Annotated in this window: 13 protein-coding genes; 1 reads left to right on the top strand and 12 read right to left on the bottom strand. The window is 67.3% G+C overall.

Translation table 11 applies throughout. The features are described 5' to 3' along the window. Positions 1-20: 20 nt before the first annotated feature. The 12 genes from ptsP to imuA form a co-directional block, all read right to left on the bottom strand. Positions 21-2,603, bottom strand: a complete 2,583-nt coding sequence (gene ptsP, locus SB786_RS11570; protein ID WP_410727575.1) for a phosphoenolpyruvate--protein phosphotransferase — start codon at positions 2,601-2,603, stop codon at positions 21-23. Between the two features lie 15 nt (positions 2,604-2,618). Continuing rightward, the gene (locus tag SB786_RS11565; RefSeq protein WP_228907650.1) at positions 2,619-3,626 is read right to left on the bottom strand and encodes an SIS domain-containing protein; all 1,008 of its coding nucleotides are present in this window, start codon (positions 3,624-3,626) and stop codon (positions 2,619-2,621) included. Then, the gene (nagA, locus tag SB786_RS11560) at positions 3,619-4,722 is read right to left on the bottom strand and encodes an N-acetylglucosamine-6-phosphate deacetylase (RefSeq protein ID WP_410727574.1); all 1,104 of its coding nucleotides are present in this window, start codon (positions 4,720-4,722) and stop codon (positions 3,619-3,621) included. Before nagA ends, SB786_RS11565 begins: the two co-directional genes overlap by 8 nt. Before the next feature lie 107 nt (positions 4,723-4,829). Further along, the gene (locus tag SB786_RS11555; protein ID WP_410727573.1) at positions 4,830-5,564 is read right to left on the bottom strand and encodes a GntR family transcriptional regulator; all 735 of its coding nucleotides are present in this window, start codon (positions 5,562-5,564) and stop codon (positions 4,830-4,832) included. Positions 5,565-6,016: 452 nt separating this feature from the next. Beyond that, the gene (locus SB786_RS11550) at positions 6,017-6,199 is read right to left on the bottom strand and encodes a hypothetical protein (RefSeq protein ID WP_410727572.1); all 183 of its coding nucleotides are present in this window, start codon (positions 6,197-6,199) and stop codon (positions 6,017-6,019) included. 228 nt (positions 6,200-6,427) lie between these two features. After that, entirely contained in the window at positions 6,428-7,510 is a 1,083-nt protein-coding gene (locus SB786_RS11545; protein ID WP_410727571.1) for a fimbrial protein, read from the bottom strand. 114 nt (positions 7,511-7,624) lie between these two features. Further along, on the bottom strand, positions 7,625-10,204 hold the full coding sequence (locus SB786_RS11540; protein ID WP_410727570.1) for a fimbria/pilus outer membrane usher protein: 2,580 nt from the start codon (positions 10,202-10,204) through the stop codon (positions 7,625-7,627). A 130-nt stretch (positions 10,205-10,334) separates the two neighbouring features. After that, positions 10,335-11,111 carry a fimbria/pilus periplasmic chaperone gene (locus SB786_RS11535; RefSeq protein WP_410727569.1) on the bottom strand — a complete coding sequence of 259 codons (777 nt, stop codon included), beginning with the start codon at positions 11,109-11,111 and terminating at the stop codon, positions 10,335-10,337. 104 nt (positions 11,112-11,215) lie between these two features. Continuing rightward, a complete protein-coding gene (locus SB786_RS11530; RefSeq protein WP_410727568.1) occupies positions 11,216-11,764 on the bottom strand; it encodes a fimbrial protein in 549 nt (182 codons plus the stop codon). 607 nt (positions 11,765-12,371) lie between these two features. Further along, positions 12,372-15,587 carry an error-prone DNA polymerase gene (locus tag SB786_RS11525; protein WP_410727567.1) on the bottom strand — a complete coding sequence of 1,072 codons (3,216 nt, stop codon included), beginning with the start codon at positions 15,585-15,587 and terminating at the stop codon, positions 12,372-12,374. Positions 15,588-15,593: 6 nt separating this feature from the next. Beyond that, positions 15,594-17,081, bottom strand: coding sequence for a Y-family DNA polymerase (locus tag SB786_RS11520; protein WP_410727566.1), 1,488 nt, complete (start codon positions 17,079-17,081; stop codon positions 15,594-15,596). Next, complete coding sequence (gene imuA, locus SB786_RS11515; protein ID WP_105787172.1) at positions 17,014-17,721, bottom strand: translesion DNA synthesis-associated protein ImuA; 708 nt, start codon at positions 17,719-17,721, stop codon at positions 17,014-17,016. Before imuA ends, SB786_RS11520 begins: the two co-directional genes overlap by 68 nt. A 202-nt stretch (positions 17,722-17,923) precedes the next feature. On the opposite strand from imuA, the gene SB786_RS11510 reads away from it, so the two are divergent. Next, complete coding sequence (locus SB786_RS11510; protein WP_410727565.1) at positions 17,924-18,232, top strand: VF_A0006 family four-cysteine protein; 309 nt, start codon at positions 17,924-17,926, stop codon at positions 18,230-18,232. Positions 18,233-18,354: the final 122 nt, after the last annotated feature.

Genomic DNA, 18,354 nt, shown 5'->3' with positions numbered 1-18,354 from the left:
CGCGCGCCCGCCGTCGACGTTCAGTCGAGCGGCCAGACCTCGCGGCTTGCTGCCCTTACCGCCTGTGCCGAGTCGAGTGCGAGCAGATCCTGCGCACGCTGGCGACACAGCGGGTAATCGAGACGGCGCACGCGCGCCTTGATGCCCGGCACCGACACCGGATCCACCGACAGTTCCGTCACGCCGAGGCCGATGAGGATCGGCACCGCGAGCGGATCGCCGCCCAGCGCGCCGCACACGCCGACCCACTTGCCATGCTTCGCCGCGCCGCGCACCGCGATGTCGATCAGGCGCAGCACGGCCGGATGCAGGCCGTCGGACTGCGCGGCCAGGTCGGCCTGGCAGCGGTCCATCGCGAGCGTGTACTGCGTGAGGTCGTTGGTGCCGATCGACAGGAAATCCGCGTGCTGCGCGAGCTGGTCGGCAAGCAGCGCCGCCGACGGCACCTCGATCATCGCGCCGACCTCGATCGGCTCGGCGCGGCCCTGCGCACGCGCGAATTCGTCGATGCGCTTGCGCAGCCGCACGAGTTCGCCCGCATCCGTCACCATCGGCAGCAGGATGCGCACCGCGCCGAACGGCCGCACCCCGAGCAGGCCCTGCAACTGATCGTCGAGCAAGTCGGGGCGCACCTGCGCGAGGCGGATGCCGCGCAGGCCGAGCGCCGGATTCGGTTCGGGCGGCAGCGTCAGGTAGTCGACTTCCTTGTCGGCACCCACGTCGAGCGTGCGGATGATCGCGGTGCGTCCCTGCAGCGCGTCGACGATCGACTGGTAGCTCTGCTGGTGCTCGACGACGCTCGGCGCGGCCTGGCGATGGATGAACATCAGCTCGGTGCGCAGCAGGCCGATCGCGTCCGCGCCGTTGTCGACCGCGGTGTTCGCGTCGTCGAGCGTCGCGATGTTCGCGGCGACCTCGATCGCGCGGCCGTCGATGGTCGCGGCGGCGGCGCCGGCCATCTGCCGGTTCGCTTCGCGCACGCCGTCCAGACGCTCGCGTTCGTGGCGCGCGCGCTCGACGTCGAGCGCGGTCGGTGCGTGTTCGAGACGGCCCGCGCTCGCATCGACGACGACCTGCGTGCCGTCCGGAATCGCGTACAGCGCGTCGCCGACCGCGACGAGCGCCGGAATGCCGAGCTGGCGCGCGATGATCGCCGCATGCGACGTCGCGCCGCCGCGCGCCATCACGAGCGCGGTCACGCGCTGGCGATCGAGCGACGACAGGTCCGACGGCGTGAATTCCTCGGCGGCGAGCACGGCCTCGTCGGGCAGTGCGCGCGTCGCGCCGCTGGTATGGCCAAGTGCGCGCAGCACGCGCTTCTCGATGTCGCGCAGGTCGGCCGCGCGCTCGGCGAGCAGCGCGTCGTCGAGCTTCGACAGCGTGTCGATCTGCGCGCGGATCGTCGCGCGCCACGCGAAGCCCGCGCTCTTGCCGAGGCTGATCTGGTCGCGCGCCGCGTCGACCAGCGTCGGGTCCTCGAGCAGCACGCGATGTACCGCGAAGATCCCCGCCTCGCCGACCGCGCCGCGCGCCGACGCGTTGCGCACCGTTTCGTCGAGTTCGGCGTCGACCGCCTTCAGCGCCTGGTCGAGCCGGCGGCTTTCCGACGCGGGCGTGCCGGCCGCCTGTTCGGGCGGCACGATGTCCGCATCGTCGAGACGCACGAGCGTGCCGACCGCGATGCCGGGCGCCGCGCATACGCCCGCGAGCGTGTTCGGGTCGAGCGACGCGCCGGTATTGCGCACGACCATCTGCGGCGCCGGCGAACGCAGCCGCGCCGGCTTCTCCTCGACTTCGCCGTGCGCTTCGCGCAGCAATTCATGTTCGACCGCTTCGACGGCTTGCTGCGCGTGCGCGCCGCGGCCGATCAGTTCGATCGTCGCGCCTTCACCGGCGCCGAGGCCGAGCAGCCCCACGACGCTCGTGATCGACGCCTTGCGGCCGTCGAACTGCACGTCGACCGTCGCGTCGATGCCACGCACGGATTCACGCGCCCGTGCGGCCGGGCGTGCATGCAGGCCGCCCGGCTGCGTCAGCACGAGCTCGCGGCGCACTTCGTGCATCGCCGCGGCGCCGGCCTGCGCCGCCTGCGCGGCGGCTTCGCCCTTGCCGCGCAGCGTCAGCAGCGGCGTCTCGCCGGCGGTCGCGAAACCGCTCGCGCGCTCGACGACCTCGAACGCGTCGGAGTTCGCGATCGCGATCACCGACACCAGCGAATGCGCGCTGCGCGCGACCGCGTCCTGGTCGAACTCGATCAGCAGGTCGCCCGCCGCGACCCGCGCGCCGGCTTCGACATGCGCGGTGAAACCCTGCCCGTTCAGCTCGACGGTGTCGATGCCGATGTGCAGCAGCACTTCCGCGCCCTGCGGCGTCGTGATGGTCAGCGCATGGCCGGTGCGTGCGAGATGCGACACGACGCCGGCGCACGGCGCGACGAGCCGGCCCGCGAGCGGGTCGATGCCGATGCCGTCGCCGAACATCCCGCCGGAGAACACCGGATCGGGCACATCGGCCAGCGCGACGATCGGCCCGGTCAGCGGGGCATGCAGGACGATCGGATCATGGGTGGAACTCTTCAACTGGGACTCCTCGGCGCGTCTCATCGGCTGTCTCGGCTATCAGTGCGTTTCGGTGACTTTGTTCAGGTGGCGCGGCGTGTCGGGATTGCGGCCGCGCGCGACGGCGAGATCCGCCGCCATCACGTAGAACGAAAGAATGGCGGCGATCGGGTCGAGCGCCGAATGGGCGGACTGCGCCAGCGGCAAGGTCGCGCCGGGCGTGCCGGCAGGCGCCGCGAGCAGCACGGCGGCGCCGCGTGCGCGCATGTCCTGCGCGAGCTGCAGCAGCCCGGCCTGCTCGGGCCCCGGCGGCGCGAACACCAGCAGCGGATAGTCGCGGTCGATCAGCTCCATCGGGCCGTGACGGACTTCGGCGCTCGAGAACGCCTCGGCCTGGATGCCGGAGGTTTCCTTCAGTTTCAGCGCGGCTTCCTGCGCGATTGCAAGCCCGAGGCCGCGGCCGATCACGATCATCCGCTCGATGTCCGCGAGCGCGGCGACGGCCGGCGACCAGTCGAGCTGGCCGGCTTGCGCGAGCACGTCGGGCAGGCCGCGCAACGCGGTGATCAGTGCGGCGTCGCGCTGCCAGTACGCGACGATCTGCGCGGACAGCGACAGCATCGCGATATAGCTCTTGGTCGCGGCGACCGACAGCTCGGGGCCGGCCAGCAGCGGCAACTGGTGCTCGCACGCGTCGGCGAGCGGCGACGGCAGCACGTTGACCGCGGCGACGGTGCGCGCGCCGGCTTCGCGCAGCGCGGCCATCGTGTTGACGAGATCGGGGCTCTTGCCCGACTGGGAGAAGGCGAGCGCGAGCTGGTCCTGCACCTTCAGCGGCGCCTGCTGCAGCGTCGCGACCGACATCGGCAGCGACGCGACGGGCACGCCGAGGCGGCTCATCGTCAGGCTCGCGAAATAGCTGGCGGCGTGATCCGAGCTGCCGCGCGCGACCGTCAGCGCGACGGCCGGCGGATGATCGAGCAGTTGGCCGGCGAGCGCTTCGACGCGCGTGGTGTCGGCGAGTTGCGCGGCGACGACCTGGGCGGACTCGCGCGCTTCGTTAAGCATATTCGACAATCGATTCTCCTTCGACGTAGGTCGCGGTGAGGTTCAGGTCGCGATCGAACACGACGAGGTCGGCCCAGGCGCCGCGCTGGAGGCGGCCGCGATCGGCGATGCCGAGGTAGTCGGCCGCATAGCGCGACATCCGGTTCGACACGTCGGCGATCGGCAGACCGAGCGACACGAGGTTGCGCAGCGCCTGGTCCATCGTCAGCGTGCTGCCGGCGAGCGTGCCGTCGGCGAGCCGCACGCCGCCGAGGCACTTCGTCACGTGCTGGCTGCCGAGCCGGTATTCGCCGTCGGGCATGCCGGTGGCCGACGTGCTGTCGGTCACGACGTACAGGCGCGGGATCGCGCGCAGCGCCGCACGAATCGCACCCGGATGCACGTGCAGCAGGTCGGGGATGATTTCCGCGTACTCGGCATGCGCGAGCGCCGCGCCGACGAGGCCCGGATTGCGGTGATGCAGCGGCGACATCGCGTTGAACAGGTGCGTGAAGCCGCATGCGCCGTGCTTGAGCGCGGCGACGGCGTCGTCGTAGGTCGCGAGCGAGTGGCCGAGCTGCACGCGCACGCCGCGCGCGGCCATCTCGCCGATGATCTCGATGTGGCCGGCGATTTCCGGCGCGAGCGTGACGACGCGGATCGGCGCGATCGACAGGTACTTCAGCACTTCGTCGAGCACGGCCGACACGGCCGCGTCCGGCTGCGCGCCGAGCTTGCCGGGGTTGATGTACGGGCCTTCGAGGTGCACGCCGAGCACGCGTGCGCCACCGGGCGTGCGGGTGCGCGCGACGCTGCCGAGATTGGCGACGACCTGCATCAGTTCGTCGCGCGGCGCGGTCATCGTCGTCGCGAGCAGGCTCGTCGTGCCGAACTGCGCATGCGTGCGGGCGATCGTCTCGATCGCGTCGCCGCCTTCCATCACGTCGGCGCCGCCGCCGCCGTGCACGTGCAGGTCGATGAAGCCGGGCAGGATGTACGGCGCGTCGTTCTTCGAGGGATCGGCGGGCGTGCCGTCGAGCGTGGTGATGCGGCCGTTCTCAGTGTCGAGCGAGCCGTGAATCCAGCCGTCGGGGGTAAGGATGTTTCCAGTCAGCATGACGTTTCTCTTGATGATCTGGTGACGCGGAGATCCGCGTCGCGATTTGCAAATCCGTTGCGCTTCGTTGCGTTCCGTCGCGCCTGGCGCGCGGGCAGTCTTGCGCGTCAGCGTTTCAGTTCGGCGACGAAGTCGTAATAGTCGTCGCGGCAATACGTTTCGCTCACTTCGATCGCGCGCTGGTCGGCGCCGTAGCCGATTCGCGTGATCACGAGCAGGGCCGAGCCCGGCTTCACCGCCATCCACTTCGCGATCTCGTGCGTCGCGTTCGCCGCGCGAAAGTGCTGCAGCGCGCGCACCACGGTCATCCCGCGCGCCTCGAGGTATTCGTACAGCGACGCGCCGAGCGCCTGCGGATCGGGCACCACCGCGGCCGGCAGCGTCGAATGCTCGACGGCCATCACGATGCCGTCCGCGCGGCGCAGCCGTTCGAGCCGCGCGACCGTCGCGCCGGGCGCGAGGCCGAGATGCGTGATCTCGTCGCGGCTCGCGGCGCGCAGCTTGCGCGACAACCACACCGAATCGGGCACGAAGCCGCGCTGCTGCATCTTCGCTGTGAAGCCGACGAGACGCGACAGCGGATCGGCAACACGCGGCGTGATGAAGCTGCCCGCGCCGCGCGCCCGCTTGATCAGCCCCTGCTCGACCAGCAGCGCGAGCGCCCGGCGGGCCGTGATCCGCGACACGCCGACCGACCCCGACAGCAGCCGCTCCGACGGCAGCGCCTCCCCGGCCCGCCACGCGCCGGCGTGAATCGCGCTCGCCAGGTTGCGGGCGAGCTGCAGATACAGCGGCGTGTCGTCGAGGGGATCGGGCGCCAGTTCGGCCCAGCCGGTTTCCATGTGCCTCCGCGTGTCGGACGACGATCTCGGACCGTCGAAAGTGAACGCATTATATAACCACCATAATACCAGTCAACGAACTGGTATTAGCACGGCGTAAATCGCCGGAAGCCTTGCCCGGCAAGCGTTTTAGTAACGGGAAAGCCTTTGTTTACAATGCGATTCGGGATAGGGATTTACCCGAGGCGGTATGCAAGGGGACAGTTCGAGGGAAGGATTTGCCGCGTTTTCGGGCGTCGGAAGCGGACCAGGATAGAACCACTTTGGGCAACTGGTATGCATTGCGCGGCGGCTGGATGCGCTACCCCCGACGGTTCGCAGGTGCTCATCCATGTCCAGCAGCAGATAGTTCTCGCGCATGACGTCCTTGCGGGTGACGCGACGGGCGTCCTACAGCGGATGCCCCGGATGGGTCCCCAGCCGGCGCGGCGAACGAAGAATCGTCTCGTATTTCAGGTCGCCGACTTCCGCGGCATTGGACACCGGCAGCAGCGCGATATCGAGGCGATCGTCCGCAGCATCGTCCCGATCGCTTCGCGTTCGCCTTCGACGATGCTCACGCCGAGGTTGCCGAAACGCCGGGAGATGGCGGACATCAGTGACGGCATCGGATAGGCCGAGATGGTTTCGGTCATCCCGATCCGGACATGCCCGGATATCTGCTCAGGGCCCTCCTGCGCGGCCGCGACGGCGCGATCGATCGACAGGCGCCGGTGGTGCCGTAACGTGTACCGGGATTGAACGCGGGTTCAGGTCTTGTGGCTACAGCAGGTCATGGCACGACACGTTACGCTCACGCCGAACGAACAGGCCAGGATCGGAATTGAAGCGACAGCGCCGCGGGTGGGCGCTGCCTGTGCCGATTACTGATAACTCATCGTGAAAGTAGCAAGGCCATTCGCACTGCCCGGCCCGACTTTTCCGCCTTCGCCGGCATAGCGGGCTTTCAGCGGGATATCCACTGTGCCGTTGCCATACTCGCCGACATACCATTGATTCGGGTTGCCCTCCGCGCTCGACTCCGGGCCGTAGCTGACAATGCTACCGTCACTACGCAAAATCTGGATCCCGACTCCGGTAGCAGTGGAATCGCTCGAGAGAGAAAGCATGTCGGACCGGTTCCCCGGATTGGTGGCATCCGTCAACGTGATATAGGTCAGCGCCTTGCCGGGCGTTCCGCTGATTTGTCCGGCGCCGCTACACAGCAACCGGATATTGAACGGCACCGCGCTCGACGTCGCGCCGCCTTCCAGGCTCCTGCCGAAGACGGTGCCCAGCGACGCCTGAATGGCGGGCGTTTGGACCTTGCACGTCGGCGCTACCGGCCGGACGGCGATCGGCCTCGCCATATTGATCTCCAGGAGGCGTTGGCTATAGTCCGGAATTATTATCTTGCCAACGTACCCTATAGAACCACCAGACGTAATTGCACCGATCTTGATCAATTCGACCTTGATCATGAGTTGGGTATAGAACACCGCCGGTCTCAATCTCGAAGTAGAGACCGGCCAATACGCGCCGGATAAAATGTCAGCCACGGAAATCCGGACGCCAATGCCGGGAACAGTGGTGGTGTACACGTTAGGCTGACCACCTGCCGTTTCTGATAGGCGCCCCCCCGTCGAAAATTCAAGAGTGAAACCGAACGTCAGTGCCGTGCACCCCATCTCATAGCTTCCCGGCTGTGAGTACGCCGTGTATATCACTGTCCCGTTAGGTGAGTTGGGATCAACCTGGACGCTTCCGGGAAGGCCATCAATGTTGACGGTGGACACGCCGTTTTGGTCGGTCGGAAATGGCACTCCATCCTTTTTGACATAACAGCCATTCACTTCCCGAGCCTCGCTCGCGCTCGAAAAAATCGCCGCCGCGCACAGGAGGCCGCCCGCCATGATTCTGCCCAGCGCCGGGAGCCGGCGCCCGAACATTCGCTTCGTCATCAACATTTCGCATTCCTTTACTTAAATCGATACAGGCTGCAATCCTCGTTACGACCATCTGCCGCCGCATATTGGACGAGCATTGAGCGATCGCCTGCGACTTCGCCTTCCAGCGGCAGATCACCGCACGCACACCGCATTCGCGGTGGACCAGGCCTTATTGCCCGATGCGCCGCCCGCTACCGAAACGCTCATCCGGCACTGATCGTTCGTGCCGTCGCCCCACTTCACGCTGAAGTCGCCTGCTTCACCCTTCATGCTGCGCACGATGATGCGGCCCGCCTGCGCCACGGTGCCGACTTCCTGCCCCTTCGCATCGAACACCTGCGCGCCGAACGGCAACGGCTCGCCGTCGGCCGTCTTGCCGTGGATGATCACCGAGCGCCCGCCGCCCTCGGCCTTGAATTTGACCCGCGTGACGGCGCCCGCCGTCGGCACCGTGTATTGCGACGTCGACTTGAGTTCGACGCTCAGCGGCAAGCCCTTCGGATCGAGCTCGATGTCGTTTCGCGAGAACGGCTGCAGGCTCGTGACGACGGCGTGCCCCCACGGGTCGATGCGCAGGCCGCTGCCGTTCAATACGCGGGCGCCGCGCGCGCCCTTGGCTTCGACGATCGCGACGGTTTCGGCCAGTTGCGGCGCAAACGCGACGCCGCCGCTGTAGGCCACGACGCCGCCAGACAGGCCCGCGCCGACCTGGTTGAAGCCCGTTCCCTTCGACGCGCTGCCGGTGATGGTGGCCAACGGCGACGCGTACGATACGTTGCCGCCCACGCTGGACGTCGCGCGCCCCGAGCCGCCGCTCGTGTTGCTGCCGTTCAGCCCGTAGCTGAACGCGTCGTCGACGCCGAGCGAACCGGATACCGATTCCTGCACCTGCACGCTGCCGTCGGAGTCGCGCTGCAGCATGGTCGACGAATACGGCGCACGTGGGCCGCTGCCAAGCGGCACATTGAGCGTCAGCATCATGCGGTTGTCCCACCGGCCCTGCGTCGCGTCGAGCTGGCGCACCAGCGACACGTTGTAATTCAGTTGCTTGAAATTGTTGCTGTAGCCGGCCTGGAACTGCGTATCCCGGCCGCTCTGATTCCAGTAATCCTGCGTCGAGCCGGACAGGTAGAACGAGCCATACCCCTGCGGCAAATTCTGCGTGACGGTAAGCTGCAGCCGCCCGCGCTGCACGCCGGTCGTCATCATGTGATCGTTCATGCCGCGCCCGGCCAGATCCCGCAACGTCACCGCGTCCCGCATGCTCAGGTAGCCGCTGCTCGAATAACGATAAGCCGCCATCGTGAGGTTCGTGTCGGTCGGCGCGAGCAGCTTGCTGTAGGTGATCCGCATACTCTGCCCGCTGCGGCTCGGCAGGCCCTTCAGGCTCGCGTTCGCCTGCGTGATATCGAAGCCGAACGCGCCGAACGACGTGTTGAGTGCGACGCCGGCCAGGGCCGATATATAGCCTTCGCTTGCCTGCAGGCCGCCATAACCGGTGATGGCGTTCGTGAAACCGTGGAGCAGCGTGCCTTCGAACATCCACGGCTTGCTGTTCAGCATCTGGCTCCGGTACTGACCCACCGTTGCGCTGAAGCGCGTGTTGCCGACCCGCAGCGCGTTGACGGGCGCTGCATAGGGCACGCTCGACACATGCTTGCTGCCGTCGGCTTCGGTGACCTCGACCTGAAGATCGCCGCCATAGCCGGTCGGATACAGGTCGTTGATCTCGAACGGCCCGGCCGCGACGTTGGCTTCATAGATGACGTTGCCGTTCTGGCGGATCCTCACCAGCGCATTGCTGTTCGCAATGCCGTGAATCGTCGGTGCGTAGCCACGCTGCGAGGCCGGATACATCCGCTCGTCCGATTCGATCTGCACGCCGCGAAAGCCGACGCTATCGAACAGCTTGCCGTTCGTGAAGGCCTCGCCCAGAACGAGCTGGCTTTTCAGTTTCGCGATCGAGCGCTTCACGTTGGTCTGCACGCTCTGATACTGGGTACCGCCGCTGAACGAGTTGTACGATACGTTGCCGTCGTGCCGGAAGCGCCACGGACCGACGTTCAGCCCGGCCGTCAGCCCGACATACCCTTGCGTCGATGCCATGCCCTCCGCCACCGAGCGGTACGCATTCGCGTTGTATTTCAAGATGGCGGCCGGCACGCCTTCGTCCCAGTAGCGCGGATCGACATACTCGCGCGGGTTGCGCAGCATCGAAGCCTGCGGCACGCTGATGTCGAGCCGCAGCTCGCCGTTGTCGAACTGCGCGGTCGCGTCCGGCACCAGCGCCGGCAAGGTCAGGCACGCACTGGCGTCGGCCGGGCCGTCGATCTGCGCGGCCGCCTGCTCCGACAGCTTGGACAGATCCACGCCCATGCGCTCGAGCAGCGCGCGATCGAAGCACGGTTGGACGTTATCGCTTCGGCTGCCGATCTGCTTGAGGGTCACCTCCGAGCGGCCGAGCCAATGCTGGTTCACGTAGATGTCCGCGCGGTAGACGCCGGGCGACGCGATGTTGCCCTTGCTGTAGCGACTGACGTCGACGCGCGGCGCGCCGGGGCGCTGCAAGAACAAATCGTTGAATTCCACTTGCGCCACCTGCGTGGCGGCGCCATCGCTAGCGTACGCGCCGGAGCACGCGAACAACGCGGAGGCAACCAGGCTGAACGGGCGTAGCGCGGTGGAAAGTGAATCTCGATTTCTTCTTTGCATAACGAAGGCCAGTTGAAATCTCCGCGACAAAACACGCCCGGACCGCCTGCTGCGGTCGGGCAAATCGGGTACAAGCGGAGGAAATGGAGGGAGCGTGAAACCGCCGTCGCGCGGTATCAGTCGTCCGGCGTTAGTGCGCGGCAGGCGTGTTGTCCGGCTTCAATGCCGTATCGCCTTCGACGGAGCCGCCCCAGTCGTTCAGCACGCTGTAAAACACTTTCGCGTCCGGCGCCGCAGGAAGGTCGCTCTTCAACGGGAAAGTCTTGTTGCCCATCGGGGGAACCATGCCGGCTTCGTTCGTCGGGATGGTCTTGCCGCCGGATCTCGCTTCGATCGCCGAGAACGACACGTAGTACGGCGTCGGATTGCGCGCTTCGAGAAACGGACGGCCGTCCTTGTGCGTCAGCCGCCAGCCAATTTGCCCGGGTGCATCGTTGGACGAGCCCTTGAGCCCTGCGGGACGGTAGAACAACTTGATCCGGGTGCGGAACGCCAGTTGCAGCTTGTTCGTGTCGGCCTGATCCGCACCGGGCTTGGGCGGCACTTCCAGGACGTTGAGCCAGAACACCGATTCCCTGTCCTGCGGCTGCGGCCCGCCGGTGAACACGACACGCAGCGTCTGGCCCTTGCCGGGATCGATGCGTGCAATCGGCGGCGTGACCGTGAACGGGGCGTCGATCGTCGACGGAGCGGCCTTGATGTCGCCCGTATCGACCCATGACTGCACCAGGGCGGGAGACTTGCCATCGTCGTTCGACAGTTTGATCGTGGCCTCGGCCTCGTTTGCGTCGTATACGAGCCGGGTTCCACCGACGACAACGGAAGCTTGTGCATTCAAGGCGGCTGCAAGCCCCAACACGACGCACCCGCCGGCGATGAGCCATCTTAAGGATTGCTTAGTTTGCATGGCAGTTATCAACTGTTTCAATATGGGAATAGCGATGGAAGGATGAGACAGGATCTACCCGTCTCATCCTTCTAGATCGAGAGACGGTGAAACCGGCGCTCTGCTTATTCGTAGGCCATCGTGTACATGACCTGCGTGTTTGCCGGGCCAGCACCCGCCGCGCCGGTCGCGTAGTACTGAGCGTAGTACTGCAACGTTGCGTTGCCATCGACGATCGACACTTTCTTGTCGCCCTGCGATGCATCCTCGGCACCCGCCTTGATCGGGGAATGGTCCGCGTTCAGCAGTTGAACCTGGACATTCTTGGCGGCGTCGGCGCCCTGGAGTTCCAGCGTGCCGATTTCCTGATTGGTGGTCGGGCCCGACTCGAAGAACGTGTGCACGAGGCCCGTCTTCGTCGAGCAGTTGGTCAGTGCGATGGTGAACGGCGTGCGGCCCGACACTTGACCCGCGGCCGACAGCGTGCTGACGGAAACCGACGGGAGCGTGACCGTGAAGTCTTTGCCGCCACCGTTACCGCTGACCGTGCAGGTTTGCGCGGAGATGTTGCCCTTGAACGTGATGGTGCCGTCGGGTGCGGCTTGCGAAATGCCGGGCGCCGCAATCGCGGCAGCGAACGTCGCAATGGCAAGACTTGCGCGGGTAAGCTTCATAAACAGACCTCATTACGTTGATACGTTAATAAAAAAGGAAATATGCATCTGCACCGGAGGCCACCTGAAGAGTTGTCCCGATAGCCTCAGCCTTGCGTATTTCAGAAAGAATTATTTCAATTTCCGTCGCCCCACGCCATGGGACGAGTACGAAACTCCGCCATTCGAATTAAAACTATTGTCAAATTCCGCAAATGATTTGTTATCCTGATTTATCGAAGCCTTGGTGAGACTCCATGTCGGCCTTGTCTGACATGCGAGTCGCGCACATATCGACGCGAGCCCGCCGACGGGAACGAAAGGCACGCATCGCACGGACATCCGGCGCGCGGTATTACTCGTCAATCAATATCGCGCCTGATCGTCCGTCGTGCGCTCAGTGGCGGCGTCGGATTCCCGAGGTAATGTGTGACCAGATGCCGCACTTACCCCAATCGAAGCGCTCTTCAATGCGTTTGCGAATCATCTGGCTGATGCCATGACCCGCACGCCGAGAGACGCGCCTGTCGAACGAGCACGACGAGCATCGTCGGAATGGAACCGTCTGAGCCGACTGGTATGCATCATGCGGCGAGCACCGCGCGGTCGGCGGCACGGGCCGGAGGAATCAATGGAATTCGCGGCTCGACGTGCGCAGGCCGCCGAGCAGCGGCGTCAGATCCTCGAAATGCTGCGCGACGAGGTGCCGCACGTCGCTGACGACCTGCCACACGCCCGACACCGCGAGCAGCCGCGAATCGAGTGTTTCGCGGCGCTGCCGCGCGAGCAGCTCGGGCCGGACGATCACGTTCACGCACCCCGTTTCGTCCTCGAGCGTCATGAACATCACGCCTTTCGCGGTGCCCGGCATCTGGCGGGCCGTCACGATTCCGCACGCGCGCGCGAGCCGGCCGTCGGAGCGATCGCGCAGCTCGGCCGCGGACGACAGCCGCTGCGCGCGCAACGCGGGCCGCAGCAGTGCGACGGGATGGCGGTTCAGCGTCAGGCCGGTGGTGTCGTAGTCGGCGAGGATGTCGTCGGCTTCCGACGGTGCGCCGAGCGCCGGCTTGTCGGGTTCGTCGATCGGCGCGGCCGCAAGCAGGTCACGCTCGGGTGCCGCGGCGACCGCCTGCCACAACGCATCGCGACGATGGCCGGCGAGCGTCGCGAGCGCGTTCGCGGCGGCAAGCGCCTCGAGATCGCGGCGTTCGAGTTGCGCGCGGCGGGCCAGCACATCGACGTTGTCGAACGGGGCGGCCGCACGCGCCGCTTCGATCCGGCGCGCGGCGGCTTCGCCGAGGCCGCGCACGAGCGACAGGCCGAGCCGCACGGCAGGCTCGCCGTGGGGAGGCGGCTGATCGGGCAGCGCTTCGAGCGAGGCTTCCCAGTTGCTGAGCGTGACGTCGATCGGCAGGACCTGCACGCCGTGACGCTTCGCGTCCTGCACGAGCTGCGACGGCGGATAGAACCCCATCGGCTGGCTGTTCAGCAGCGCGGCGAGGAAGATCGCCGGTTCGTGGCATTTGAGCCAGCTGCTGGCATAGGCGAGTTTCGCGAAGCTGGCTGCGTGGCTTTCGGGGAAACCGTATTCGCCGAAGCCTTTGATCTGCTCGAAGATCTGCTCGGCGAATTCGCGTGTGTAGCCGCGTTCGAGCATGCCGTTCACGATCTTGTCGTGATACGGGCCGAGATCGCCCCTGCGCTTCCAGGCCGCCATCGCACGACGCAACTGGTCGGCCTCGCCGGGCGTGAAACCGGCTGCGACGATCGCGATCTGCATCACCTGTTCCTGGAAGATCGGAACGCCGAGCGTGCGTTCGAGCACGACCCTGAGCGCATCGCTCGGATAGGTGATCTCCCCTTCCTCTTCGCCCGCCTTGATCCTGCGCCGCTTCAGGTACGGATGCACGGCACCGCCCTGGATCGGCCCCGGCCGCACGATCGAAACCTCGACCACCAGATCGTAATAGTTGCGCGGCTTCAGGCGCGGCAGCATCGACATCTGCGCGCGCGATTCGATCTGGAACACGCCGACCGTATCGGCGCGGCAGATCATGTCGTAGGTTGCTTCGTCATCCTGCGGAATGTGCTTCAGCGTGAACGGCTCGCCGTCCTCCTGCGGCCCGCGCCACGCGGTGCGCAGGTCGAACGCGCGATGCAGCGCCGACAGCATGCCGAGCGCGAGCACGTCCACCTTCATCAGCCCGAGCGCCTCAAGATCGTCCTTGTCCCACTGGATCACGCGCCGCCCGTCCATCGCCGCGTTCTCGACCGGCACGAGCCGCGTGAGCTTGCCGCGGCTGATCACGAAGCCGCCCGAATGCTGCGACAGGTGACGCGGAAAGTTCAGCAGTCGACCGGCCAGTTCGGCCCACGCGCGAATGATCGGCGTCGCGGGGTCGAGCCCGGTCGACGCGAATTGCTGCAGCAGGTCGCGGCTGCCGTCGAACCAGCGATGCGCCTTCGCGACGCGATCGACCAGCATCGGATCGACACCGAGCGCCTTGCCGGTTTCGCGCAGCACGCCGCGCGGGCGATACGTCGAGACGGCCGCCGCGAGCGCGGCGCGATCGTGTCCGTATTTTTCGTAGATATGCTGGATCACCTCTTCCCGGCGCTGATGCTCGAAGTCGACGTCGATGTCGGGCGGCTCGCCGCGCTCCTCGCTGATGAAGCGCTCGAACAGCATCGTGCTCTGCTCGGGATTCACCTCGGTGATGCCGAGGCAATAACACACGACCGAGTTCGCCGCCGAACCGCGGCCCTGACACAGGATGTTCTGGCTGCGCGCGTATTTGACGATGTCGTAGACGGTGAGGAAGAACGGTTCGTAACTCAGTCGCGCGATCAGGTCGAGTTCATGGCGGATCTGCTGCTCGACTTTCTCCGGAATGCCCCGCGGATAACGCGCGGCGGCCCCCGCGAAGGTTTCCTGTTCCAGATGGCGTGTCGGCGTGAGCCCTTTCGGCACGATCTCGTCGGGATACTCGTATTGAAGTGAGTCGAGTTTGAAATCGCACGCATCGAGAATCGCGCAGGTCTCGTCGAGCTCCTCCGGCGAAAACAGCTTCGCGATTCGCCCACGCGCGCGCAGATGCTGTTCCGCATTCGGCGCGAGCGCATACCCGCACTCGGAAACCGGCATCCCGACGCGGATCGCCGTCATCACGTCCTGCAGCGGCTTGCAGGAGCGCCGATGCATCGTCACGTCGCCGAGCGCGACGATACGCACGCCGCGCCGCTCGCCGGCCGCGCGAATCTCCTCGCGCTGCGCGCCGTCGAGCGGGCGCTGCAGTTGCACGAGCCCGAGTCGCGCCCGCGCGCCGAACGTCGCGCGAAACCACGCGACCTGCGCATCGAGTACGTCCGCCCGCACCGGGTACGTGGGCACGAGAATCGCGAAGCAGTCGGGCATGCCGCGCAAGTGCGCAAACTCCGCCGGCGGCGCCGACAGCATCCGCGACGTCAGCTTGTAAGTGCCCTTCGGCGATGCCATGCGCCGCCACGAAATCAGCTCGGACAGGTTGCCGTAGCCCTCGCGGTTCTGCGCGAGCAGCACGAGCCCGAACGCGCCGGGGCCCGGATCGTGGCCGGGAGCGACTTCATCGGGCGTTACTTCGAAGAACGAACCGACGATCAGCGGCAACCCTTGCGCCTTCGCCGCGACATGCATGCGCGGCGCGCCGGCGAGCGAGCATTCGTCGGTGATCGCGATCCCGCGATAGCCGAGCTCGGCGGCGCGCTCGACCAGCTCCTCCGCATGCGACGCGCCATGCAGGAACGAGAAGTTCGAACGACAGAACAACTCCGCGTAATCGGGCAGCCAACTGAATTCCGCAACCATCGCCGCTCACCCGAACAGGCCGTGCAGGAACCAGTGCGGATCCGCCTGGCTGCTCAACCGTTCCTGAAAGATCCAGTAGCACGCGCCGGCCTCGTCCTGCGCGACGTAGTAATCGCGCGCCACGAGCTGACCGTCGAACCACCCCGCCTCGATCCGCTCGGGCGACGACATCATCCTGAGCGGCGTATGGAACACCGGCCGGTTCTCGCGCATCAGCAGCGGCTGCGGCTCGGCGAGCAGCCACGCGGGACGCGGCGGCGCGGCCGGCAACCCGCCGGCCGGCTTGCCCGCCTGCGCATCGAGCGGCAACCAGCGGTTCGCCGCTTCGGGCCGGTGATCGGCAACGGGTGCCGCGCGCAGCACGTTCTCCGTGCCGAGCCGCGCGACCAGCAGCTCGAACAGCCGCGCCCGCGTTTCTTTCGTGCCGCCCGGCTCGGGAAAGAGATCGTCGGCCGGCGGCGCGACCGATTCGACGCGGGTGGCCGTCAGCCGCACCGCGATCACCGCGGCCGGCAACTCGACACGCGCGAGCCGCTCGCCGAGCAGCCGCATGAAATGCACCTCGTCGCGCACGGGCGCGGCGAACGCGAGCTCGAGCGGCGTCGGCGGCACGGCCTGACGGCCGCGCTCGTGCTCGAGCTCGAACGTCATCGCGGCCAGCGACAGTTGCCGCGCGGCCAGCCAGCCGCAAAGCTGCACGACGAGCCGCCGCGCGGCGAACAGCACGGCTTCCGCGTATTCGACGCGTTCCGGCAATTCGAGCCGCACGTCGAACACGGGCGGCACCGCCATCCACGCGAGCGGCTCGACCGCATCGCCGTACGCGCGATCGAGCGCGGCGAGCAGCGCCGGACCGCAGCGGCGCTGCAGCCCCGCGCGCGGCAGGCCGCGCAGATCGGCGAGCGTGCGGCAGCCGAGACCGTCGAACCAGCCCACATACGGGCGCGCGTCGGGCAGCAGCACGCACGGCAAACGATCGAGCGCACGGACGAGCGAAGCCGGCCCGGCCACGCGGCGCCGGACCCGCGCACGCGCCGACGTGCGCGCGAGCAGCCACGCGCCGCGCCCGGTCGGCGCGGCGGACAGGCGCGCCGCATAGCCGAGCGCCGCGAGCGTCGCGCGCACCTGGCGGCACAGCGACGGCAGGCCGCCGAACAGGCGCAGGCTCGGGCCGACGTCGACGAGCAGCGTCGCTTCGTCGTCGAGCGCGACGCTCGGCGAGAAGCGCAGCAACGCGAGCGCGACCGCGCGCAGTGCATCGGCCTCGCGGGCGGGATCGCGTTCGACGAGCTGCGTGTCGGGCGCGAGCGTCAGCACGCCGCCGCGCTTCATGCCCGCGCGCACGCCCTGCCGGCGCGCGGCCGCATCGGCGATCAGCACGACACCCTGCTCGAGCACCGCACAGCCGGCCGCACCGGCCTCTGCGTCAGACGGCGGCGGGGCGCACACGTCGAGCGGCAGGCGCGGCAGATGGATGCCGAGCAAGACGCGCATAGCGGCTCTCCACGATGGGCGATGGCAAATCGAGCGTGAGCGGCTCGCTGCGCGCGGGCCCCCGACGCTTGACGATGTCGAGCGACACACCGCCCGGCACCGGATGCAGCGAAACGCGCAGCACGGCCGGCGACGGCTGCCGCGCGGCCGCCAGCGGGCGCAGCATCACGAACAGTGTGTCGCCGGTGCGAGCGGCCGCGAGATGGAGGCGCCGCAGTGCGTCGGGCCGCGCGTCCTGCCAGAGCAGCAGCGCACCGCAGCAGCCCGTCTTGAGCGCCTGCTCGGCGGCCCACAACGCATCGGTGCGGCTGCCGGCGCGCAGCCACAGCAGCGCGTCGGACGGCACGCCGAGACCGGCCAGCGCGCTCGCATGCGGCGACTGCGGCGGCGCGACGAGCGCGAGCGGACGCCGTGCGCTGACGGTACGCGCGAGCGCCGGCGCGAGCAGCCGCATCTCGCCGCAGCCCGGCTGCGCGGCCAGCAGTTCGACGAGCGCGCCGACCGGCCAGCCGCCGCCCGGCAGTTCGGCGGACAGCGGCGCGAAGCCCGTGTCGATCGTGCGCGGACCGCCGCGCGCAAGCTGCGAGCCGCGCCAGAGCGACGGATGAAGGGATTCGGGAGAAATGGAGGATGCGAGCATGACGCCACCCACAACTGTATGGATATACAGTATATGGCAATGCGCTCGCGTCGCACAGTACTGGTACGAAACCGGTATTTTCGTCAGAGGAAAACCGGGGGAAGCCGGCGGTGGTCGCTCCGGTATCGGCGCAACGCGTCAGCCGCTCTTGCGGCTTTACGCTATGCTGTCCGCCGACCCCATCCCCGCTATCGGAGGGCACATGAAACGGGCGATCCGTGCGATCGCGTGCACGGCCGCCGCGCTGATGCTGCCGGGTGCGGCATTCGCGCTGGGCGACGGCTACGCGCAGTACGACGACTGCATGCTGGGCGCGCTGCGCGAAAGCCGTAACGGCGCGGCGGCCCAGTTGATCCAGCGCTCGTGCGATGCGCTGTACCGCAACAACGCGATGCTGCTGCCGCGCGAGCGGCGCTTTCACGAATGCGTCGTGCAGTCGCTGCCGGGCGTACGCGACAACTACGCGATTCAGCAGATCATGTCGATCTGCTCGCGGCGCGGCGAGATGTGAGCACGCGCTGAGCGCCTGACGCCGGGCGGCTGTCCACCGGCCACGCCAATCGGGATAGGGGCGGTCAGTAACCTGACCGGTCCCCTCCCACACCACCCGGCATGCGGGTCCGCACCGGGCGG

The sequence above is a fragment of the Burkholderia sp. SIMBA_062 genome, from assembly GCF_046534765.1.
Taxonomy (GTDB): domain Bacteria; phylum Pseudomonadota; class Gammaproteobacteria; order Burkholderiales; family Burkholderiaceae; genus Burkholderia; species Burkholderia ambifaria.
The sequence above is the reverse complement of the archived record's forward strand: the minus strand, read 5'-3'. Positions and strand labels throughout refer to the sequence as shown.